The 22,015-nt window shown below is 72.3% G+C and carries 20 protein-coding genes; 13 read left to right on the top strand and 7 right to left on the bottom strand.

Annotated features, from left to right (window positions below):
• The first annotated feature begins 174 nt into the window (after positions 1 to 174).
• The 8 genes from LZ604_RS07705 to LZ604_RS07675 all read left to right on the top strand — a co-directional run bounded on the left by LZ604_RS07705 (position 175) and on the right by LZ604_RS07675 (position 6,931).
• Positions 175 to 951, top strand: a complete 777-nt coding sequence (locus LZ604_RS07705) for an amino acid ABC transporter ATP-binding protein (RefSeq protein ID WP_234513583.1) — start codon at positions 175 to 177, stop codon at positions 949 to 951.
• Between the two features lie 88 nt (positions 952 to 1,039).
• Positions 1,040 to 1,957: a glutamate ABC transporter substrate-binding protein gene (locus LZ604_RS07700; RefSeq protein WP_234513581.1), complete on the top strand. Its 918-nt coding sequence runs from the start codon at positions 1,040 to 1,042 to the stop codon at positions 1,955 to 1,957.
• A 164-nt stretch (positions 1,958 to 2,121) separates the two neighbouring features.
• On the top strand, positions 2,122 to 2,769 hold the full coding sequence (locus LZ604_RS07695; protein WP_234513579.1) for an amino acid ABC transporter permease: 648 nt from the start codon (positions 2,122 to 2,124) through the stop codon (positions 2,767 to 2,769).
• Complete coding sequence (locus LZ604_RS07690) at positions 2,766 to 3,704, top strand: amino acid ABC transporter permease (RefSeq protein WP_234513577.1); 939 nt, start codon at positions 2,766 to 2,768, stop codon at positions 3,702 to 3,704. Before LZ604_RS07695 ends, LZ604_RS07690 begins: the two co-directional genes overlap by 4 nt.
• A gap of 406 nt (positions 3,705 to 4,110) precedes the next feature.
• Complete coding sequence (locus LZ604_RS07685; RefSeq protein ID WP_234513575.1) at positions 4,111 to 5,706, top strand: FAD-dependent monooxygenase; 1,596 nt, start codon at positions 4,111 to 4,113, stop codon at positions 5,704 to 5,706.
• A gap of 46 nt (positions 5,707 to 5,752) precedes the next feature.
• Positions 5,753 to 5,890 carry a putative leader peptide gene (locus LZ604_RS36195; protein WP_344415442.1) on the top strand — a complete coding sequence of 46 codons (138 nt, stop codon included), beginning with the start codon at positions 5,753 to 5,755 and terminating at the stop codon, positions 5,888 to 5,890.
• A gap of 79 nt (positions 5,891 to 5,969) precedes the next feature.
• Positions 5,970 to 6,533 carry a cupin domain-containing protein gene (locus tag LZ604_RS07680; protein ID WP_234513573.1) on the top strand — a complete coding sequence of 188 codons (564 nt, stop codon included), beginning with the start codon at positions 5,970 to 5,972 and terminating at the stop codon, positions 6,531 to 6,533.
• Positions 6,530 to 6,931, top strand: coding sequence for a rhodanese-like domain-containing protein (locus tag LZ604_RS07675; RefSeq protein ID WP_234513571.1), 402 nt, complete (start codon positions 6,530 to 6,532; stop codon positions 6,929 to 6,931). Before LZ604_RS07680 ends, LZ604_RS07675 begins: the two co-directional genes overlap by 4 nt.
• Positions 6,932 to 7,134: 203 nt before the next feature.
• On the opposite strand, the gene recX is transcribed toward LZ604_RS07675, so the two are convergent.
• Positions 7,135 to 7,911: a recombination regulator RecX gene (gene recX / locus LZ604_RS07670; RefSeq protein ID WP_234513569.1), complete on the bottom strand. Its 777-nt coding sequence runs from the start codon at positions 7,909 to 7,911 to the stop codon at positions 7,135 to 7,137.
• Between the two features lie 3 nt (positions 7,912 to 7,914).
• Positions 7,915 to 9,042, bottom strand: a complete 1,128-nt coding sequence (gene recA / locus LZ604_RS07665) for a recombinase RecA (protein WP_234513566.1) — start codon at positions 9,040 to 9,042, stop codon at positions 7,915 to 7,917.
• Positions 9,043 to 9,376: 334 nt separating this feature from the next.
• Between recA and LZ604_RS07660 the strand changes: the two genes are divergently transcribed.
• Entirely contained in the window at positions 9,377 to 10,219 is an 843-nt protein-coding gene (locus LZ604_RS07660) for a hypothetical protein (RefSeq protein ID WP_234513564.1), read from the top strand.
• A 16-nt stretch (positions 10,220 to 10,235) separates the two neighbouring features.
• On the opposite strand, the gene LZ604_RS07655 is transcribed toward LZ604_RS07660, so the two are convergent.
• Together LZ604_RS07655 and LZ604_RS07650 are read right to left on the bottom strand one after the other, a co-directional pair.
• A complete protein-coding gene (locus tag LZ604_RS07655; RefSeq protein ID WP_234513562.1) occupies positions 10,236 to 11,450 on the bottom strand; it encodes an AI-2E family transporter in 1,215 nt (404 codons plus the stop codon).
• A 78-nt stretch (positions 11,451 to 11,528) separates the two neighbouring features.
• On the bottom strand, positions 11,529 to 11,723 hold the full coding sequence (locus LZ604_RS07650) for a DUF3046 domain-containing protein (protein WP_234513561.1): 195 nt from the start codon (positions 11,721 to 11,723) through the stop codon (positions 11,529 to 11,531).
• Between the two features lie 80 nt (positions 11,724 to 11,803).
• Here LZ604_RS07650 and LZ604_RS07645 point away from each other — a divergent pair, with 80 nt between their 5' ends.
• Complete coding sequence (locus LZ604_RS07645; protein WP_234513560.1) at positions 11,804 to 12,748, top strand: hypothetical protein; 945 nt, start codon at positions 11,804 to 11,806, stop codon at positions 12,746 to 12,748.
• Positions 12,749 to 12,758: 10 nt separating this feature from the next.
• Here LZ604_RS07645 and LZ604_RS07640 read toward each other — a convergent pair whose 3' ends face one another.
• From LZ604_RS07640 to LZ604_RS07630, 3 genes are read right to left on the bottom strand one after another with little or no spacing between them, the layout of a single operon-like run.
• A complete protein-coding gene (locus tag LZ604_RS07640) occupies positions 12,759 to 13,067 on the bottom strand; it encodes an AzlD domain-containing protein (RefSeq protein WP_234513559.1) in 309 nt (102 codons plus the stop codon).
• Complete coding sequence (locus LZ604_RS07635; protein WP_372482104.1) at positions 13,064 to 13,843, bottom strand: AzlC family ABC transporter permease; 780 nt, start codon at positions 13,841 to 13,843, stop codon at positions 13,064 to 13,066. Before LZ604_RS07635 ends, LZ604_RS07640 begins: the two co-directional genes overlap by 4 nt.
• Positions 13,844 to 13,863: 20 nt before the next feature.
• Complete coding sequence (locus LZ604_RS07630) at positions 13,864 to 14,736, bottom strand: AraC family transcriptional regulator (protein WP_308283573.1); 873 nt, start codon at positions 14,734 to 14,736, stop codon at positions 13,864 to 13,866.
• A gap of 126 nt (positions 14,737 to 14,862) precedes the next feature.
• Between LZ604_RS07630 and LZ604_RS07625 the strand changes: the two genes are divergently transcribed.
• Genes LZ604_RS07625 through LZ604_RS07615 form a run of 3 tightly spaced genes read left to right on the top strand, consistent with a single transcriptional unit; the run spans position 14,863 to position 21,510 of the window.
• The gene (locus LZ604_RS07625) at positions 14,863 to 19,827 is read left to right on the top strand and encodes an ATP-dependent helicase (protein ID WP_234513557.1); all 4,965 of its coding nucleotides are present in this window, start codon (positions 14,863 to 14,865) and stop codon (positions 19,825 to 19,827) included.
• Positions 19,828 to 19,873: 46 nt separating this feature from the next.
• Positions 19,874 to 20,716 (top strand): Fpg/Nei family DNA glycosylase, encoded by an 843-nt coding sequence (locus tag LZ604_RS07620; RefSeq protein ID WP_234513556.1) that lies wholly within the window; start codon positions 19,874 to 19,876, stop codon positions 20,714 to 20,716.
• 32 nt (positions 20,717 to 20,748) lie between these two features.
• The gene (locus tag LZ604_RS07615; protein ID WP_234513555.1) at positions 20,749 to 21,510 is read left to right on the top strand and encodes an SDR family NAD(P)-dependent oxidoreductase; all 762 of its coding nucleotides are present in this window, start codon (positions 20,749 to 20,751) and stop codon (positions 21,508 to 21,510) included.
• Positions 21,511 to 22,015 lie beyond the last annotated feature (505 nt).

Below are 22,015 nucleotides of genomic sequence, written 5' to 3'. Positions count from 1 at the left end.
CGGTTGCGGACGCCTACCGTTACTGAGCCGGTACGCGGGCGGCGCAGTGCGGCTACGGCATGTGTCCGGCCGCTACCGGATCGTGATGCTCAGATCTCCCTCAGATGTAATGACGCTGGTCGCACCACGTCATTACTGTCCTCCGAAACCGAGTGAGGACGGAGCCAACCAGCAATGACCGCAGTATCGGTGGCCAAGGACTCGGTGGCCGCGACCGACGAACTGGTCGTCCTGAAGAACGTCAACAAGCACTTCGGCGCGTTGCACGTGCTCCAGGACATCGACCTGACCATCACCCGTGGTGAGGTCGTCGTGGTCATCGGCCCCTCGGGGTCGGGAAAGTCCACCCTGTGCCGCACCATCAACCGCCTGGAGACCATCGACTCGGGCGAGATCCTGATTGACGGCAAGCCACTGCCCCAGGAGGGCAGGGAACTGGCCCGGCTGCGCGCCGATGTCGGCATGGTCTTCCAGTCCTTCAATCTGTTCGCACACAAGACGGTGCTCGAGAACGTGATGCTGGGCCAGGTCAAGGTCCGCAGGACGGACAAGAAGAAGGCCGAGGACAAGGCGCGTACCCTGCTCGACCGGGTCGGCGTCGGCACCCAGGCGGACAAGTACCCGGCGCAGCTCTCCGGCGGGCAGCAGCAGCGTGTCGCCATCGCCCGGGCGCTGGCCATGGGCCCGAAGGTGATGCTCTTCGACGAGCCGACCTCCGCCCTGGACCCGGAGATGATCAGCGAGGTCCTGGATGTCATGCAGCAGCTCGCCCGGGACGGAATGACCATGGTCGTCGTCACGCACGAGATGGGCTTCGCCCGTTCGGCCGCAAACCGGGTGGTGTTCATGGCCGACGGCCGGATCGTCGAACAGGCTGCCCCCGATCAGTTCTTCAGCAATCCGCGCAGCGACCGGGCCAAGGACTTCCTGTCGAAGATCCTCCACCACTGACACCGGCCCCGTGTCGCCGCCCGTGCCCTTGCGCGCCCGGGTCGGGGCCCAGACAACGCCGAACCCGCCGACTCTAAGGATGTCCACCATGAAGTTCCGCAAGTCCTCCTCCGCAGCGGTCCTCACCGCACTGGCACTGGCCCTGACGGCCTGTGGCGGCGAATCCGGCAACGCCGGTGACCAGCCCGCCGGCGAGAGCACCGGGGCGAACGCGCCCAAGCTGCCGACGTACGCCGTCGCGGGCAATGTGAAGATCGACTCGCCCACGCTGAAGAAGGCCCAGCAGGCCGGCAAGCTCGTCATCGGCGCCAAGAACGACCAGCCGTACCTCGGCTTCGAGGACACCACCGGCAAGCGGTCCGGCTTCGACATCGAGATCGCCAAGATGGTCGCCGCCGACCTCGGCTTCAAGCCCGACCAGATCGAGTTCAAGACCGTGGACTCCAACGTCCGCGAGACCACCATCTCCAAGGGCGAGGTCGACCTGTACGTCGGCACGTACACGATCAACGACGAGCGCAAGAAGCAGGTCGGCTTCGCGGGACCGTACTTCCAGGCAGGCGCGGACCTGCTGGTACGCAAGGACGAGCAGGGCATCACCGGTCCCGACTCGCTCAAGGGCAAGACGGTGTGTTCCATCAAGGGCTCGACGCCGCTGCAGGAGATCAAGAAGCCCAAGTACGGCGCGAAGACCGTCGAGCTGTCGAAGTACTCCGAGTGCGTGCAGCAGCTGCTGAACAACGAGGTCGACGCCGTCACCACCGACGACGCGATCCTCAAGGGCTATGCCGCGCAGCGTCCCACCAAGCTCAAGGTGGTCGGCAAGCCGTTCACCAAGGAGCCTTACGGCGTGGGCATGAACAAGGACGACAAGGCGCTGCGTGACGCCGTGAACAGCGCGCTCGAGAAGCACGAGAAGAACGGCGACTACAAGAAGGCGTACGAGGCGACGCTCGGCCTGTCCGGCTCCCCGTACTCCGAGCCGCCGGCCGTCAGCCGCTACTGACGCGCCGCTGAGACGTCGCCCTCGCGGCGTCGAGTGAGCCGGCCGCCGCCGACCCGGTGCCCTGCGGGTCGGCGGTGGCCGGTCGGCCCGTCCCGGCGACGCCGTCCGGCCAATCGCCCCTGACGCGGCCTTCCCTGCCCGTACACCGCCACGAGGACCTCCCCGTGAACGTATTGCTCGACCATCTCGCGGAATTCCGCGAGGGGTTCATCGGCACCGTCCTGCTGACCCTCGCCAGCGGACTGCTCGCGATGACGCTGGGTGTCGTCATCGCCGGGTTCCGCGTCTCCCCGGTCCCTCCGCTGCGGATGTTCGGGACCGCGTGGGTCACCCTCTTCCGGAACACTCCCCTGACGCTGCTCTTCCTCATCGCCTGGTTCGTCGTCCCGGTCATTTTCGTGCCGGGCCTGAGCCCGTGGACGAAGGCCCTGCTCGCCCTGAGCTTCTACACGTCGGCATTCGTCTGTGAGGCGGTGCGGTCGGGCATCAACACCGTGCCCCTGGGGCAGGCGGAGGCCGCCCGCTCCCTCGGCATGACCTTCACGCAGACCCTGCGCATGATCGTCCTGCCGCAGGCGACGCGCACCGTGATCGCACCGCTGAGCTCGATCTTCATCGCGCTGACCAAGAACTCGGCGATCGCGGGCGCGTTCAGCGTCACCGAGCTGTTCGGTGTGCAGAAGCTGCTGAGCGACAAGGGCTTCCCCATCACCTGGATCTTCCTCTGGGTGGCTCTGGGCTATCTCGTCGTCACCTTCTCGATCAGCGGTCTGTTCCGGCTGCTGGAGCGGCGCCTGGGGGTCGCGCGATGACTGCAAGCGTTCTGTACGACGCGCCGGGCCCGAAGGCCCGCATCCGCAACCGCATCTACTCGGTGCTCGGCTCCCTGGCGCTTGTCGGGCTGCTCGCCTTCGCCGTGTACCGGCTCGATGCCAAGGGTCAGCTCGACCCGAAGGTCTGGGAGATATTCAACAACGCGGGCGTGCGCACCAACATCCGCGACGGGGTGCTGACCACCTTGAAGGTGTTCGCCGTGGCCGGGGCACTGTCCCTGATCGTCGGGCTGCTGCTCGCCGTGGCGCGGCTGTCGGAGCACCGGCCGGTCCGCTGGCTCGCGACCGGCTTCATCGAGCTGTTCCGTGCCGTACCGCTGCTCATCACCATCTACGCCCTGTGGGTGCTGTTCCTCACGTACAAGCAAGACCTCGGCGTGATCGGGGACAACACCGCGTTCTGGGGACTTGTCGTCGGTCTGACCGTCTACAACGGCTCAGTGCAGGCCGAGGTGTTCCGCGCGGGCATCAACGCCGTGCCCCGGGGACAGGTGGAGGCTGCTTACGCGCTCGGTCTGCGCAAGTACCAGGTGATGACGACGCTCTTGCTGCCGCAGGCGATCCGCTCCATGCTGCCGACGATGATCAGCCAGTTGGTGGTCACCCTGAAGGACACCTCACTCGGCTACGTCATCACCTACACGGAACTTCTGTTCGCCACCCGGACGATGGCCAACAACATCATCGTCAACGGGGAGAACCCGTTCACGGCGGTCACCATCGTCGTGGGCGCGATCTACATCGCGATGTGCCTCGCCCTCTCCTCGCTCGCGACCTGGATCGAACGACGGGGGCGCCGCACGAAGACCGGTGTCGCCGTGGCGGCGGCGGCCGAGCCCGCCGAAGCACCCGGAGTGCTCGACGCCTCGGGCGGCCCCCTCGGTCCCACGGCCGACCGTGAGCCGCGGCCCTGACAGGCCGCGTGGCCCGCAGCGCACGACGGCCGGTTCCTCCCGCGGCATGGCGGGTGGAGCCGGCCGTCACCACCCGGCGCCACCGAGCGCTTGATGGACCGGCGACTCGCGTCCACGTCGCGGCCGGCCGGCGGGGTCCCGCCCCGCCCGCTTCGCCGGTCCCAACGGGCCACCACCGCGCGGGCCCACCCCATGACGATCGCGCGCATGACGGAACCGGAATTGGAAGTACCGTATCTATGGCCTAAGGCGATCGGTGAGCAGGCGGCTCCCTGCCCGGCCCACTGCCTCGCTTGACGGCAGCCTCGGCAGTGGGTTGCATACGTTCTGTGATCGTTCGCCCTGCTCCCCTCCTGTGTTCGTACCAGTCCGTCAGAACACCGCTGCGGGCAGGGGGCGCCGCGCCGTGGACCCGGTGATCGTCGTCGGAGCGGGGCCTGTCGGGCTCACGCTCGCACTGGCGCTGGCCCGTCAGGATGTGCCGTCGGTCGTCCTCGACGAGGGGCCCGGCGGAGATGCGGCACGTGCGGCGCGCACGGTTGTGCTGCGCGAGGACACGGCCGCGCTCATGGAGCGGCTTTCGGGGGCCCCGCTCGGGGAGAGCGGACTGCACTGGGTCGGCTGGCGGTCGGTCAGGCGCAAGCAGACGATGCGCGAGGTCCTCTTCGGCGACACCGAGCCCGCCCCTCTGCACATCGCCCAGCATGTCCTGACCGGCGCCCTGCGGGCCGCCGTCGCGGCAGAGCCGCTGGTCGAGCTGGCCGTGGACAGCCGCCTCGACACGATCGAACAGGAGTCCTCGGGCATCACGGCCCACACCCGAGGCCCCAAGAGCACGTGGTGGCGCGGCAGTTACCTGGTCGGCTGCGACGGCCCGCGCTCGACCGTGCGCAAGCTCCAGGACATCCGCTTCCCCGGCCGTACGGCGGTGGAGCGGCACGCCGTCGCGGCGCTGCGGACGGAACTGCCCTGGGCCGGCCAGGCGTTGCTCCACCGGACGCCGCCGTGGCGGACATCGGGCCCCTCAGCCGGGGAGGTCACCGCACGCCCGCTCCCGGACGGCGTCTGGCGCCTGGACTGGCTGCTCCCGCCCGGCAAGGACCTGGTCACGCCCGAGTTGCTGATCACCCGCATCCGGGAGACGCTGACCGGCTGGACCGGTGAGTCGACACCGTCGTACGAACTGCTGGACACCGGAGTCCACACCGTCCACCACCGGCTCGCCCGCCGCTGGCGCGTCGGCCGGGTCTTCCTCGCCGGGGACGCCGCGCATCTGCTCGGCACGCTCGGCACCCAGGGCCTGGACGAGGGGCTCAGGGACGCGGACAACCTCGCCTGGAAACTGGCGCTGGCCTGGCACCACGGCCCACGCGGGACACTGCTCGACAGCTACCAGAGCGAGCGGCGCGCCGTGGTCGCGGCCCGGCTGCGCGCCGCCGACCAGGCGCTGCCGCTGGTGCGCGCCGGAGGAAGCCTGCGGTCGTACGTTCCCGGGTCCGCGCGCGGTCAGGACGCGCTGCTCGCGGACGGCCATCTGGGGCGCGGGACGCTGGGTGCGCCGGGCACCTACGCCGGCTCGCCGCTCACGCCCGCGCCGAGCGACTCGGAGGCACGAGTGGGCACCGAGCCCGGGGCGGCGGTCGCGGATGTGCGGGTGACGGCCGAGGACGGTTCGTCCGTACGGCTGCGGGACCGGCTGGGGCGCGGATCGCTGCTGGTGGTGCTGGTGGCGCCGGGCACCGGGGTGTGGGAGCGCAAGCACTGGGTGTCGGCCGGGATCATGCCCCGGCTGGCGGCGGCGGTCACGGCCCTGCCGCACCCCGCGGAACTCCTGGTCGCCGAGAGCTACCCGGGCGCGGCCGCCCACACGGTCCTTCTGGTCCGCCCGGACGGTCACCTGGTGACCGCGCTGAGCGGGGTACGGCCGGCGGACCTGTACCGGGCGGCGGAGGCGACGCTGGGCGGCCCGGCGAAGGAACAGGCCGCCGTGAACGCGGGCTGAGGGGCACGGGACGCCTCCTCGCACACACAGTCACCGCGGTGTCCACATGGTGACGGTGAGTTTGACCGGTCGGCACCTCCGTGGTGTACTCCGAATCGTGACCGACACCTGTGTGCGCCTGTGGCGGAGGGTCCATATGGACCTCGTCCGCTATGCGGGCTGCGTGTGTCGTCCGTCCTGCTGATCTCGCCATCCCTTCACCCGCGCGCGCCGTCTGGCACCACCGCGCGCTCCACGCGAACCTCAGGACGGTCCCGTTGTCCGTGCACCCTTCTGTCTCATCGGTCCCCCCCGCCCCTCCCCTTCCCTCCTCGTCCGGCTCCGCCGCCGCCCAGGCCCCCACGCAGACCGAGCTGCTCGACTTCGCGAGCCGGACGGCGGCCGACGCGAAGCTGATCTCCTCGCTCCCCCTCGACCCCGAGGGCCGTACCTGGGTGCGGCTTCAGGGCCCCGGCGGCAGCGAGGCGTGGCTGATCGGCTGGCCGCCCGGCACCGGCACCGGCTGGCACGACCACGCCGACTCGGTGGGCGCCTTCGTCACCGCATCGGGCGAACTGAGGGAGAACTCCCTCGCGGCCCGGCTGCCGTCCGACGGCTGGAAGACCCTGGAACTCACCGAGGGGGTGGACCGGGAGCGACGGCTGCCGGCGGGCAGGGGCCGCTCCTTCGGGCAGCACCATGTACACGAGGTGCTCAACGAGTCCCCCGACCGGCACGCGGTCTCGGTCCACGCCTACTACCCACCCCTGCCGCGGATCCGCCGCTACAGCCGCACGGGGCAGATACTGCGCCTTGAGCAGGTCGAGCGCCCGGAGGACTGGCAATGACGTCCCTGCCCGAAAGCCCCCTGGGCATCGACGTGTTGCTGGAACGGGTCCGTGAGGACCTGGACCGCGTGGAGGCGAGGGAGGCGTACGAGGCCGTACGCGCCGGTGACGCCCTGCTCGTGGACATCCGCTACGCGGCCCTGCGCGACCGGGACGGGCTGATCCCGGGTGCCCTCGTCGTCGAGCGCAACGAACTGGAGTGGCGCCTGGATCCCCAGGGCAGCCACCGTGTCCCCGAGGCCACGAGTCACGACCTGCGGGTGGTGGTCGTCTGCAACGAAGGCTACGCGTCGAGCCTCGCCGCGGCCTCCCTGCGCCAACTGGGCCTGCACCGCGCCACGGACCTGGTGGGCGGCTTCCAGGCATGGAAGGCGGCGGAGTTGCCGGTGACACCGTAGGGCGCGCCGGACGGGCCTGACGAGCCCTGAACGCGATCGGCGCCCCCGCGCGTCCACCGTGTTCAGGGCTCGCGTCCCCCGCCCGGCCCACCGGGCCGCGTATTGCTTCCGACCGGGCCGCGTCTTGCGTCCCACCGGGCTGTGGAGCGCCTCCGCCCGGGGCCGCATGTCCCGCTTCCGTGCCGCCGAGCGGCCCCGCAGGCTCAGAACTCCCCGTCGTCCAGCCCTTCCGTGTCCTCCCCCTCGTCCTCCAGTGCCCGGCGGACCACCCTCAGGGCCATCCCCTCGGGGTAGCCCTTGCGGGCGAGCATGCCCGCGAGGCGGCGCAGGCGCTTGTCTCGGTCGAGGCCCCGCGTCGCGCGCAGCTTGCGGGCGACGAGTTCGCGCGCGGTGGCCTCCTCCTGTTCGGTGTCGAGCTGCCCCACCGCTTCGTCGATCAGCGCGGAGTCCACGCCCTTGGTACGCAGTTCCCGCGCGAGCGCCCGGCGGGCCAGGCCCCGGCCGTGGTGCCGGGACTCCACCCAGGCGTCCGCGAAGGCACCGTCGTCGATGAGCCCGACCTCCTCGAACCTCGACAGCACCTCCTCCGCCGCCTCTTCGGGAATCTCCCGCTTGCGCAGGGCGTCCGCGAGCTGCTTCCGGGTACGCGGTGTCCCGGTGAGCAGGCGCAGGCAGATCGCCCGCGCCCGCTCCACCGGGTCCGCCGGGAGCTCCCCCTTCTCGGCCCTCGACGAGAAAGCGGACCCTCCGTCCTGTGGACCGTCGGCCGGTTCCCCGGAACCACGCCGCCGCTCCCGTCCGCGCCCCCCGTGCGCGCGGCCGTCACCACGCGGAGCGCCCGCACCCCGGGCATCCGCATCGCCCCGCATGTGGTCGTACACCCCGTCGCCGCCCCCGGCCGATCTCCGGTCGCCCCGGCTCCCCCGGCCCTCGGGGGCCACCGGGAAGGTGTACTCGGCCCAGTCGGTTCGTCGTGTCACGGGCTAGCTCTTGGCCGCCGGTGCCTTGGTCTTGGTCGCCTTGGCCGCCGGCGTGGACGCCGCCTTGGCGGTCTCCTCGGCCGCGGGCGTGCCACTCGCCGCGTCCGCCCCGGGCCCGGTGGCGGGCTCCTCGGGACGCACGCCGACGCCCAGCTTCTCCTTGATCTTCTTCTCGATCTCGTTGGCCAGGTCGGGGTTGTCCCTCAGGAAGTTGCGCGCGTTCTCCTTGCCCTGGCCGAGCTGGTCGCCCTCGTACGTGTACCAGGCGCCGGCCTTGCGGACGAAGCCGTGCTCGACGCCCATGTCGATCAGGCCGCCCTCCCGGCTGATGCCCTGTCCGTAGAGGATGTCGAACTCGGCCTGCTTGAAGGGCGGAGCCACCTTGTTCTTGACGACCTTGCAGCGGGTGCGGTTGCCGACCGCCTCCGTGCCGTCCTTCAGGGTCTCGATGCGGCGGATGTCGATACGCACCGAGGCGTAGAACTTCAGCGCCCGGCCACCGGTCGTGGTCTCCGGGGAGCCGAACATCACGCCGATCTTCTCGCGGAGCTGGTTGATGAAGATCGCGGTGGTCTTCGACTGGTTGAGTGCGCTGGTGATCTTCCGCAGGGCCTGGCTCATCAGACGGGCCTGCAGACCCACATGGCTGTCGCCCATCTCGCCCTCGATCTCCGCGCGCGGGACGAGCGCGGCGACGGAGTCGATGACGATGAGGTCGAGAGCGCCGGAGCGGACCAGCATGTCCACGATCTCCAGCGCCTGTTCGCCGTTGTCCGGCTGGGAGAGGATCAGGTTGTCGATGTCGACGCCCAGCTTGCGCGCGTACTCGGGGTCGAGGGCGTGCTCGGCGTCCACGAAGGCGACCTGGCCGCCGGCCTTCTGGGCGTTCGCCACCGCGTGCAGGGTCAGGGTCGTCTTACCGGAGGACTCCGGTCCGTAGATCTCCACCACTCGGCCGCGGGGGAGGCCGCCCACGCCGAGGGCCACGTCGAGCGCGGTCGACCCGGTCGGGATGACCTCGATGGGCTCCTTGGACCGCTCGCCCATGCGCATGACCGCGCCCTTGCCGAATTGCCGTTCAATCTGTGCGAGCGCGGCGTCCAGGGCCTTCTCGCGGTCGGTACCTGCCATGGGTTCCACCCGGTTTGCTTGAGTCGATCGCTTCACGTCAAAGACGCTAACGCCTGCCACTGACAATGCGCCCCGACGCTCGTCCGGCCTGTGGATAACTCGGGCACTTCTCCAGGAAAACCGCGTCGAAGCCCCGCGGAGAGCCGAGCCGGAGGCTCCATAAGAATGGATGTTCGATTTTCGTGTCAAGCGCACCGCGTGGCATCTCCGAGCCTACGTTCGCGGACCGACAACGCCGGTGCCCGGCCGCGGCGGGACGCTGCTTCCCGGGGCGTAGGGCAGGAGTCTCCGTCGGTACGACGACCCGGCGGCCCCTCCCCCCGACGCTGTCCCCATGGACCGACACGGAATCCGCACCCCCGCCGCCACCGCCCCGGCCCGCCCGGCCGGCACCGCCGCCGCCCTCGTCCCCGCCGGCCGGGCGAGCACCGTGTGGCGCGCCGCCCGCCCCGGCGAACGCCTCTGTCTCGCGACCGGCACCGCCCTCGTCCTGTGGGGGCTGGCCCATCTGCTGGTGTTCGCCGTCGACGGCGGCCCCTGGGACGGTCCCGTCTCCTGGCGCAAGCCCGTCACGTTCGGGCTCTCGTTCGGGCTGACGCTGATCTCGGTCACCTGGGTGACGTCGTACCTGCGCATCGGTGCCCGGCCGCGCACGGTGCTGCTCGTCGTCTTCGCCGCCGACTGCGTCGTGGAGGTCGCCGGAATCACCCTCCAGGCGTGGCGCCACGTCCCCTCGCACCTCAACACCGCCACGCCCTTCGACAGCGGGGTCGCGATGACGCTCGCGGTGGGCGGCGGCGTCCTGGTCGTCGTGCTCTCGGTATTCGCCGCCGCCGCGTTCCGGCACCGGCCCGACGGCCCTCCGGGCATGCCGCTCGCACTGCGCTCCGGTTTCGCGATCCTGATCGTGGCCCTGCTGTCGGGAGCGGTGATGATCGCACGCGGGGTCGTGCTGTCCCGCACCGGGCACCAGGAGGCGGCATACCACTCGACGGCGCCGCTCAAGCCCCTGCACGCGGTCGCCCTGCACGCCGTGCTGGTGCTGCCCGCCCTGGCCTGGCTGCTGTCCCGCACCGCCTGGAGCGCCGCCGCGAGGCGGCGCATCGTGCGCGCGGCGGCCGGCGGTTACACGGCCGCCGTGCTCGGCGCGGGGGTCTGGGCGGCGCTCACCTGGTGAGCCCGGGCGGTGGCGCTCAGCGGGCGAAGAGCCGCCGCAGGCGCACCGTGAGGTTCCCGGAGCCGCGGGTCCGGTGTCCGTGGACACGCGGGTCGTCCGTGACGGCGTACCGCTTCACGTACGCCCCCAGGAACGCCTGGAGCGTCGCGACCGCGGGGATGGCGATCAGCGCGCCGACCGCGCCGAGCAGGGCGGTGCCCGCGATGACCGACCCGAAGGCGACCGCGGGGTGGATGTCCACGGACCGCGCGGTCAGCTTGGGCTGCAGCATGTAGTTCTCGAACTGCTGGTAGACCACGACGAAGACCAGCACCCACACCGCGTACCAGGGGTTCACGGTGAAGGCGATCAGCATCGGGAGGGCGCCCGCGAGATAGGTGCCGATGGTGGGGATGAACTGAGAGACCAGACCGACCCAGACGGCGAGCACGGGCGCGTACGGGATGCCCAGCGCCTCCAGCAGGACGTAGTGCGCTATGCCCGAGATGAGGGCCATCAGCCCGCGCGAGTAGAGGTAGCCGCCCGTCTTGTCGACCGCGATCTCCCAGGCCCGCAGCACCTCGGCCTGGCGGGCGGGCGGCAGCACCGAGCACAGCGCACGCCGCAGTCTGGGCCCGTCGGCGGCGAAGTAGAAGGAGAACAACCCGACCGTCAGCAGCCGGAAGAGGCCGCCCAGCACCTGCGCGGAGACGTCCAGCACACCGGTGGCGCTGTTCTGGACGTACTTCCTGAGCCAGTCGGAGTGGACCAGGCTGTCCTGGACGTCCACGCGTCTGAGCTGGGTGTGGAATGTCGTGTTGATCCAGTGGATGACGGAGTCGAGGTAGGCCGGGAAGCCGTCGACCATCTTGATGATCTGGCCCGCGAGCATCGAGCCGAGCAGCGTGACGAATCCGGCCACGGCGATCGCCAGACCGAGGAAGACCAGGAAGGTGGCCAGTCCCCGGCGCATGCCGTGGGAGGCCATCCAGCTCACCGCGGGCTCGATGGCCAGCGCCAGGAAGAACGCGATGAGGATGTTGATCAGCAGACCGGTGAGCTGGTGGAACGCCCAGCTGCCCAGCTGGAACACCGCGATGAGGGCGAGCGCCAGCACCATGGCGCGCGGCAGCCAGCGCGGCATACGGGCGCCCGGCACGGCGCCGTCACCCGCCGGGGGCCGGTCGGGCGGGGGCGTGCCGAGCGGGGATTCCTGCTGGGCGACCTGTGCGGTCTCGTCTGTCGGGGCCACGGGGCAAGTCTCCCCGACGCGACCGGCAATCGGGTACCGCCTGCGGATCTCCGGGCGCCGAGCGCTTCCCGGGTGCCCTCAGCGCTTCTCGTGCGGGACGTCCATGGCTCCGCACACCACACGCCACACGTCCTTGGCCTCCCAGCCGGCGTCCAGTGCCTGGTGCACCGTGCGACCGCCCAGCTCCGCCATCACATGGTCGCGCGCGAAGGTGTCGGCGTACGCCGCACCGAAGTGATCCGCCATCCTCTGCCAGAAGACCGTCAACCGCATGACTCCAGTATCACGCCCCTGAGCGTGGGCCCTGCCCGGTACCGCTCGCCGAGACCGCTTTCCGTCCTACGGTCTGACCCATGGCCGAATCCGGAGCATCCCCTCTCCCCGCTGCGCCCCCGGCGCACACCCCGCTCTCCCGCGCCGAGCGATTCGTCTGGCTCACCGCGCGCGTGCTGGAGCAGCGCCGCTTCGCATACCACTTCCTGGGCGGCGGCGCCGACCCGGTGGAGACCGCGCTGGCCGCCTACCGCAACGAGGACGAAGGATACGGTCATGCCCTCGAACCCGACCTGCGCGGCCCGGTCAGCCAGCCCCTGCACACCGCACACGCGCTGCGCGTCCTGGACTCGATCGGGCGCTGCGGCGGGCAGCGGGTGGAACGTGTGTGCCGCTATCTGACCGCCGTGTCGACACCGGACGGTGCTCTTCCGGCGATCCATCCGAGCCAGCGCGGCTACCCGGCGGCCCCCTTCGTGCCGGTCGTCGACGATCCGCCGGGCGACCTCCTCGCCACCGGGCCGGTCGTGGGCCTGCTGCACCGCAACGAGGTGTGGCACGCATGGCTGTTCCGGGCCACCGACTTCTGCTGGCACGCCACCGAGTCCCTGCGGACCACGCATCCCTACGAGGTGGAGGCGGCGGTGGCGTTCCTGGACTCCGCGCCCGACCGGCCGCGCGCGGAGGCGGTCGCCGACCGGCTGGGCCGCCTGGTGCGGGAACAACGGCTCGCGTGCCTGGCCCCCGGCCGCCCGGAGGCGTACCCGGTCGCGCCCGGGTACGCGCCGGGCGAACACCACTTCCCGTACGACTTCGCGCGTACGCCAAACTCCCTCGCGCGCGCGTGGTTCACCGACGAGGAGATGGCCCGTGCCCTGGACCACCTCGCGGGCGAACAGCAGGAGGACGGCGGCTGGCCCGTCCGGTGGCGCCAGTGGGCGCCGGGCACGGCTCTGGAGTGCCGCCCCATGGTGACCATCGAGGCGCTGCGCACGCTCCGGGCGTACGGACGGGCCATAGGCTGACGCCGGTCGTTCAGCCCGTCAGCGCGCGCAGCCCCGCCGTCACCACGACCGCGGCCGCGACGACGACCAGGAAGGGGGCCCGCAGGAGCAGGGCGACGGCGGCCGCGGCGAGCCCCGCCGCCCTGGCGTCCGGCACCAGGGCACGGCCCTCGGCGAAGGTCTGCTGGGCCGTGAGGGCGGCCAGCAGGGCGACGGGCAGCAGGGCCGCGAGCCGCTGGACGAGCGGCCTCTCCAGCACCCCGGCCGGAACGAGCAGACCGAGGAGCTTGACGGCGTAGCAGCCGAGGGCGGTGGCGCCGATCGCGATCCAGACGTTCAACGGTCTCCCCCCTGTTCCCCGTCGGCCCTGCGCGGGGCGTCGACCTGCACGCCCCGAGCGGCCGCCGCCGGCCGGCGGCCCTCCAGGAAGAGGACGACCGGGGCCGCCAGCGCCGCAGCCAGGACCGGGACACCGGCGGGCAGCACCGGCAGCAACCCGAGTCCCAGGACGACGGCCGCGCCCGCCACGGCACGTTCCGTGGCGGTCCGCAGCATCGGCGCGAGCAGCGCCAGGAAGACCGCGGGCCCGGCGGCGTCCAGACCCCATGCCCTGGTGTCGCCGATGGCCTGCGCGCCGACGGCCCCCAGCAGCGTGGTCAGGTTCCACAGCACGTACAGGGAGAGCCCGGTCACGGTGAAGCCGATGCGGACACTCCGCCGGGTCGGCTGGGCGAGCGCCACGGCGGTGGTCTCGTCGATGACCCATTGGGCGGCGAACGGCCGCACCGCGCGCGGGAGGGCCAGCAACTGCGACAGCCGCAGCCCGTAGAACGCGTTCCGCACCCCCAGGAAGAAGGCACCCGCGGCCGCCGTGAACGGATTGCCTCCCGCCGCGAGAGCGCCGACGAGCGCGAACTGCGAGGCGCCGGTGAACACCAGGAGGCTGAGCGCGCAGGTCTGGAGCAGATTGAGCCCACTGCCGGCCGAGGTCACCCCGAAGGCGAAGCCGGACAGGCCGACGGCGACCCCGACCCCGAGGGCGTCCCGGACGACGGCGGCGTCCGGCTTTCCACTGCCTGACCGGTACATGCCCGGAAGGGCGGTCTGTTCTGTCACGCGCCGCACGGTAGAAGCAGTCACGCCCCCGGGTCTTGTACGTTCTTGCGCCTGGAGGCCCGGGCCCCGCCCCCGCCGCGCTCCCTCTGGTAGGCCCCGGGAGGCACGCCCACGATCCGTGCGAAGTGGCGGTTGAGGTGCGGCTGGTCGGTGAAGCCGACCTCGACCGCCGCCTGAGCGGGTGTGGTCCCGGCGTCCAGCAGCCGCCGGGCCCGGCGCACACGGGCGTCGGTCAGCCAGGCGTGCGGTGGCATGCCGTAGGTGTCGCGGAAGGCGCGCAGCAGCGAGAAGGGGCTGATGCCCAGGTCTGCGGCGAGCCGTTCCAGGGTCGGGGGCTGTGCCATCCGCTCCTCGAGCACGGCACGCGCGCGTGCGGCGGCACGGGCTCCCGCGGTGCGCACGGCCCGTTGCGGCGTCGGCCCGCCTCCCCGCCGCAGCAGCCGGGTCACGGCGACCCGCAGCAGGGTGTCGGCGGCGAGCGCGTTGCCCTCGTCCGCGGCCCGGAGCACCTCGTGGACCAGGCCGACGGTGTACGGATCCTCGAGCACCGGGACGGCGAAGCCGGGGGTGCCGCGGATGGCCGTGGTCTCGGCGGCGATCTCGGCCACCAGCTGCGGCGAGGGGTAGACCGCCCCGTACCGCCAGCCCTCCGGCACGCCGGCCCGGCCCGTGTGCGCGGTGTCCGGGTTGATCAGCGCCAGTGCTCCCGGGCCCGCGTACTGGTTCGAGCCGCCGTGGTGGAAGATCTCCACGCCGTCGGCGATGGCCGCGATCACGAAGTTCTCGTGGGTGTGCCGCACGAAGGTCTTGTGGATGTAGCGGGCCCGCAACAGGTCCACTCCCGGCAGTTCCTCGTACTGCCAGTGCCGCGCCCGCTCCCCGGAACCTGCCATGGAACCTGCCATGGCCCCATTCTGCGGCACCGCCCGGGCGACCCGGCCGGCCCGGCCCACCATCCGGGACAAGAGCGTTTGCCCAGGTCGGAGTCGTTGTCAGTGGGCGGGTGCAGGATTGAGGACATGGTCAGTCCCGCACACGGAGCCCTGGACGGCTTCTCGCCCGCGACCCGCGGCTGGTTCACGGGGGCGTTCTCCGCGCCCACCGCGGCCCAGGCCGGGGCATGGCGTGCCATCGGCGAGGGTTCGGACGTGCTCGTGGTCGCCCCGACCGGCTCCGGCAAGACACTGGCCGCGTTCCTCGCCGCGCTCGACCAGCTGGCGTCGGCCCCGCCGCCCGCCGACCCGAAGAAGCGCTGCCGGGTGCTGTACGTGTCCCCGCTGAAGGCCCTCGCGGTCGACGTCGAGCGGAACCTGCGCAGTCCGCTGACGGGCATCCGCCAGGAGTCGGTCCGGCTCGGCCTGCCCGAGCCGGAGGTCAGGGTCGGCATCCGCTCCGGCGACACCCCGGCCGCGGAGCGCCGCGCCCTTGCCACCCGTCCGCCGGACATCCTGATCACCACACCGGAGTCGCTGTTCCTGATGCTGACGTCCGCCACGCGCGATGCGCTGACGGGCGTGGAGACGGTCATCCTGGACGAGGTGCACGCGGTGGCGGGCACCAAGCGGGGCGCGCATCTCGCGCTGACCCTGGAGCGCCTCGACGAGCTGCTGCCGAAGCCCGCGCGCCGCATCGGCCTGTCGGCCACCGTCCGCCCGGTGGACGAGGTGGCGCGCTTCCTCTCCCCGCGGCGCAAGGTCGAGATCGTCCAGCCCGCGTCCGGCAAGGAGTTCGACCTGTCCGTCGTGGTCCCCGTCGAGGACCTCGGCGGGCTGGGCGGCTCCCCGGTCAGCGACGGGTCCGAGGGCGCCGAGCGCCCGTCCATCTGGCCGCACGTCGAGGAGCGGATCGCCGATCTGGTCCAGGCCCACCGCTCCACGATCGTGTTCGCGAACTCGCGCCGTCTCGCGGAGCGGCTGTGCAACCGGCTGAACGAGATCGCCTACGAGAGGGCCACCGGCGAGTCACTGGAGGAGCACCACTCCCCCGCCCAGCTGATGGGCGGCTCGGGCGCGGCGCAGGGGGCTCCGCCGGTGCTCGCGCGCGCCCACCACGGCTCGGTCTCCAAGGAGCAGCGCGCTCTGGTCGAGGAGGACCTGAAGGCGGGCCGGCTGCCGGCCGTGGTCGCCACCTCCAGCCTCGAGCTGGGCATCGACATGGGTGCGGTGGACCTCGTCGTCCAGGTCGAGTCGCCGCCGTCCGTGGCCTCCGGACTGCAGCGCGTGGGCCGCGCGGGGCACCAGGTCGGAGCGGTCTCCACGGGTGTGGTCTTCCCCAAGTACCGGGGCGACCTGGTCCAGGCGGCCGTGGTCACCGAACGGATGCGTTCCGGCTCCATCGAATCGCTGCGGGTTCCGGCCAACCCGCTGGACGTGCTGGCTCAACAGCTCGTCGCCATGACGGCGCTCGACACCTGGCAGTTCGACGACCTCCTCGCCACGGTCCGCCGGGCGGCCCCCTTCGCCGCGCTCCCCGAGTCGGCGTTCACCGCGGTGCTGGACATGCTCGCGGGCCGTTATCCCTCCGACGCCTTCGCGGAGCTGCGCCCGCGCGTGGTGTGGGACCGGGTGGCGGGCACCATCACCGGCCGCCCGGGCGCCCAGCGACTCGCGGTCACCTCCGGGGGCACGATCCCCGACCGCGGGCTCTTCGGGGTTTTCCTCGCCGGGTCCGACCCGAAGAAGGGCGGCGGCCGGGTCGGTGAGCTGGACGAGGAGATGGTGTACGAGTCCCGTATCGGGGACGTGTTCACGCTGGGCACCAGCTCCTGGCGGATCGAGGACATCACACGCGACCGGGTGCTGGTGTCCCCTGCGCCCGGTGTCCCCGGCCGGCTGCCCTTCTGGAAGGGCGACCAGCTGGGCCGCCCGCTCGAACTGGGACGCGCGGTCGGCGCGTTCCTGCGCGAGGTCGGCTCGCTGTCCACTCAGGACGCGCGGCTGAGGCTGCTGGCCGCGGGACTCGACGCCTGGGCGGCGGACAATGTGCTGTCCTACCTGGCCGAACAGCGCGAGTCCTGCGGCCACGTCCCGGACGACCGCACGATCGTCGTGGAGCGCTTCCGTGACGAGCTGGGCGACTGGCGGGTCGTGGTGCACTCGCCGTTCGGTGCGCAGGTCCACGCCCCGTGGGCGCTCGCGCTGGGCGCCCGGCTGGCCGAGCGGTACGGCATGGACGCCCAGGTGATGCACGCCGACGACGGCATCGTGCTGCGCCTGCCCGACGCCGATCTGATGGGCCTGGAGCTGCTCGACCAGGAGCCGTCGAAGGCGGGCGCGGAGTACGACGCCGAGCAGGCACCCGTCGGCGCGGCGGACGTCGCCTTCGACAAGGGCGAGGTCGACCAGATCGTGACCGACCAGGTCGGCGGGTCGGCGCTGTTCGCGTCCCGGTTCCGCGAGTGCGCGGCCCGTGCGCTGCTGCTGCCGCGCCGTAACCCCGGCCGGCGCACCCCGCTGTGGCAGCAGCGTCAGCGGGCGGCCCAGCTGCTCCAGGTCGCGAGCGAGTTCGGCTCGTTCCCGATCGTCCTGGAGGCGGTCCGCGAGTGCCTGCAGGACGTCTTCGACGTTCCCGGTCTCGTCGAGCTGATGGGGGACATCGAGTCCCGCAGGGTACGGCTGGTCGAGGTCACCACCCCGGAACCGTCCCCGTTCGCCCGCTCACTGCTGTTCGGGTATGTCGCCCAGTTCCTCTACGAGGGGGACTCCCCGCTCGCCGAACGGCGCGCCGCCGCCCTGTCGCTGGACTCCCGGCTGCTGGCGGAGCTGCTGGGCCAGGCGGAGCTGCGGGAACTGCTCGACGCCGAGGTCCTGGTCGAGCTGGAGCGGGAGCTGCAGTGGCTCACGGAGGACCGGCGGGTCAAGGACGTCGAGGGGGTGGCGGACCTGCTGCGGCTGCTGGGTCCGCTCACCGACGCGGAGCTGGTGGAGCGGGGGGCCGAGCCGCACTGGGCCCCCGAGCTGGCCGCCGCCCGCCGCGCGATCAAGGTCCGTATCGCGGGCGCCGATCACTGGGCGGCGGTCGAGGACGCGGGCCGGTTGCGGGACGCGCTGGGCACGGCGCTGCCGGTGGGTGTCCCGGAGGCCTTCACCGAGCCGGTCAAGGACCCGCTCGGAGACCTTCTCGCCCGGTACGCGCGCACACACGGTCCCTTCACTTCGGCGACCGCGGCGGCGCGCTTCGGCCTCGGGGTGGCCGTCACCGAGGGCGCGCTGCAACGGCTCGCCGCGTCCGGCCGGATCGTCCAGGGCGAGTTCCATCCGGCGGGAATCGGCCAGGAGTGGTGCGACGCGGCCGTGCTGCGCAGGCTGCGGCGACGTTCGCTGGCGGCGCTGCGGCATGAGCTGGAGCCGGTGCCCGAGGCCGCGCTGGCGCAGTTCCTGCCGCAGTGGCAGCACGTCGGCAGCGGGCACGGTCTGCGGGGCGTGGACGGTCTGGTGCGCGCGATCGAACAGCTCCAGGGCGCGTCCGTGCCCGCGTCCGCCCTGGAGAAACTCGTCCTGCCGTCCCGTGTCGCGCACTACACGCCCGCGATGCTGGACGAGCTCACGGCCGCCGGCGAGGTGGTGTGGGCGGGCGCGGGCGCGCTGCCCGGCAAGGACGGCTGGATCTCCCTCTACCTCGCGGACGCGGCCCCCGTGCTGCTGCCCGACCCGCATCCGCTGGAGCTGACCGCGCTCCACGAGTCGGTCCTGGCCGCCCTCTCGGGGGGCTATGGCCTGTTCTTCCGGCAGATCGGCGACCAGGTCCGGGCCACGACCCACCCGGATGTCACCGACCCTCAACTCGCCGACGTGCTCTGGGACCTGGCCTGGTCGGGCCGGCTGACCAACGACACACTGGCGCCGATGCGGTCGCTGCTCGGCTCCGGCCGCACGGCGGGTTCCACCGCACACCGTGCCAAGCGCGCCGTCCCGCGCGGCCGGTACGGCTCGCTCACGGCCGCCGCCCGCCCCCAGTCCCGTACGGGCCCGCCGACCGTCGCGGGCCGCTGGTCGCTGCTGCCCGTCCGCGAGGCGGACCCCACCGTCCGCGCCCACGCCCTGGCCCGGACCCTGCTGGACCGGCACGGTGTCGTGACCCGGGGCGCGGTGGCGGCGGAGGGTGTGGAGGGCGGCTTCTCGGCCGTCTACCGCGTTCTGTCCGCCTTCGAGGAGAGCGGGCAGGCCCGGCGTGGCTATGTCGTCGAGGGGCTCGGTGCAGCGCAGTTCGCGATGGACGGCGCGGTGGACCGGCTGCGCGCGGTGGCGAACGCACGCGAGCGGGGCGAACCGCTGCCCGGCGCGGGATCGGCCACGGGCCACGGCTTCGCGAACGGCTTCACGAACGGGCCCACCGGGGGCTACGCACCATCGTTCGACGCCGGAGACCACGACGACTTCGGTGACCCGTCCGCCGCGGGGTTCGACGACCCGTTCGCCAGGGACCCCTCACTCTCCGGCCCGCTCCCCGACCCTCTGTCCGCCCCCGGTTTCGGAGGCCCGCGCTCTGGTTCCGGACCCGCCGTGGAATCCGGCCCCCGCTCGCCGTACGGGCAGCCGTCGTACGGCCAGCGTGGACCCGGGCTTCCGCCGAACCGGACCCGCTCCACCGGCCCGGCTCGTACGGTGGTCCTCGCGGCCGCCGACCCGGCGAACGCATACGGCGCCGCGCTCGCCTGGCCCGAGCCGCCCACGGGCGCGGGGCACAAGCCTGGACGCAAGGCGGGTTCGCTGGTGGTCCTGGTAGACGGCGAACTGGCCCTCTACATGGAGCGCGGCGGCAAGACCCTGCTGGCCTGGCCCTCCGACCCGGAGGCCAAGCCGACGGACGACGCGCGTCTGCGAGCGGCCGCCGAGGCTCTCGGATCGGCGGCGCGGGAGGGCGCTCTGGGCACGGTCACGGTGGAGCGAATCAACGGCGCATCCGCCCTCACATCCCCCTTCGGCATCCTCCTGGAAGGAGCGGGTTTCATCGCGACCCCCCGGGGGCTGCGCATCCGCGCGTAAGCCTCCGGCGCCCCGGCGACGGCACCCGGCGTGTCACCCTTGACCCATGCCCGAAGGCGACACCGTGTACCTGGCCGCGAAGCGTCTGCACGGGGCGCTCGCGGGGAAGGTGCTGACCCGCTCCGACCTGCGGGTGCCCCGGTACGCCACGGCCGACCTGACCGGCCGTGCCGTCCTCGACGTCACCCCGCGCGGCAAACACCTGCTGACCCGGATCGAGGGCGGACTCACCCTGCACTCGCACCTGAAGATGGACGGCGCCTGGAGGATATTCACGGCAGGACAGCGGTGGAGCGGCGGCCCGGCCCACCAGATCCGGGCGATCCTCGGCACCGCCGACCGTACGGCCGTCGGCTACCGGCTGCCCGTTCTGGAACTGCTCCGCACCGCCGACGAGCCCCGCGCCGTGGGCCACCTCGGCCCGGACCTCCTCGGCCCGGACTGGGACCCGGGTCTGGCACTGGAGAACCTGCTGCGCGACCCCGCCCGGCCCCTCGGCGAGGCCCTGCTGGACCAGCGCAACCTGGCGGGGATCGGGAATGTCTACAAGAGCGAGCTGTGCTTCCTCCTCCGGGTGACCCCGTGGCTGCCCGTCGGCGCCCTCCCGGCCGAGCACGCCGCAGGGCTCCCCGCCCTCGCCCAGCGGCTGCTGGAGGCGAACCGCGACCGCCCGGCGCGCAACACCACGGGACGGCGCGAGCAGAACCTGTTCGTGTACGGCCGTGCGCCCCGTCCCTGCCTGCGCTGCGGCACCCCGGTCAAGGTGGCCGACCAGGGCGACGGCTCCCGCGAGCGCCCCACCTACTGGTGCCCGGCCTGCCAGTGGGGGCCCGCTCCGCCGCCGTACCCGGCAGAGCTTCGTGGCAGCCGCCCCCGCCCGACTAATTGACGACCCGTCAGATACCTTCGTACCGTCGGTCCATGCCCGTCACGGCGTACGACCTCAGCGGCCGCACCGCATTCGTCACCGGCGCCGCCGGCGGTATCGGCCGGGCCTCGGCTGTGCTGTTCGCGGAGGCAGGCGCGACCGTGCACTGCGCGGACCGGGACGCAGAAGGCCTGGAGGAGACGGCGGCCTTGATCAGGGATCGCGGCGGCACGGCGCACCTCCACCCCCTGGATGTGACGGACCGGGCGCGGCTGAAGCAGGCGGTCGCCTCCTGCGAGCGCCTCGACGCTATGGCGGCCATCGCCGGGATCATGCACAGCAGTCCCGTGCTGGAGACCCGGGACGAGGACCTGGACCGGGTGCTGGCCGTCAACTTCAAGGGCGTGCTCTACGCCTGCCAGGAGGCGGCCCGCCGCATGATCGCGGACGGCGTCCGGGGCAGCATCGTCACCATGGCGTCGGGCGCCATCGACACCGGCGGTCCGGGGCTGCTGTGCTACGGCGTGGCGAAGGCGGCCGTGGTGCAGCTGACGAAGACCCTGGCGGCCGAGGTCGGACGGCATGGGATCCGGGTCAACGCGGTGGCGCCGGGATGGACCCGTACACCGATGACCGACCGGCACGGGGAGTCCCGGGAACGGACGGAGGCGTCGATGGCCCGGCTGTCACCGCTCGGCCGGGTCGGTGAACCGCAGGACATCGCCCATGCGGTCCTGCACCTGGCCTCCGACGCCGCCTCGTTCACCACGGGCCAGATTCTGCGCCCGAACGGCGGTGTCGCGATGCCCTGGTGAGAGGCCCTGTGAGAGGCCCTGACGCCCGTCGGGGCGCGGCCACGCGGCTCCACGGTGTCCGTTGCGGTCCTGGCGGCCGGGCCGGCCACAAACCACCCCCAGGAGCCACCTGAATGCCCCCGGACGCCGTCTCCAGCCGACCCCGCACGCCCCCCTGCACCCACCCTCACCCAGGTTGCGCGTCCCTCCCGCGCCCCCTCGCGGTCCGCAACCGGCGCCAGGGCCCAGCCCACCGGTCGGACCCGGCCGCCCCCACGGCCCGGGTCTTCGGCACACAGTGCACCGGCAGCAGGCTCAGCCCCCACCCCCCGGTCGCGACCGCACCTTCCAGCACCCCCGCATCGGGTGCCAGCACGAGTCGGAGTACCCCCCACCACCACAGCGCCCCCAGCGCCAGCGTCGCCCCCCAGCGCGCCGTGCGCCCCGCCATGGCCGTCACCTCCAACCCGAGGAACCAGACCCTAGACCGCCCTGTCACGACCAGGGAGGGCGCACCAGCGGCACA

It is taken from the genome of Streptomyces glomeratus, from assembly GCF_021462825.1.
In the GTDB taxonomy this organism is placed as follows: domain Bacteria; phylum Actinomycetota; class Actinomycetes; order Streptomycetales; family Streptomycetaceae; genus Streptomyces; species Streptomyces glomeratus.
This window is presented reverse-complemented; position numbering and strand designations above follow the sequence as displayed.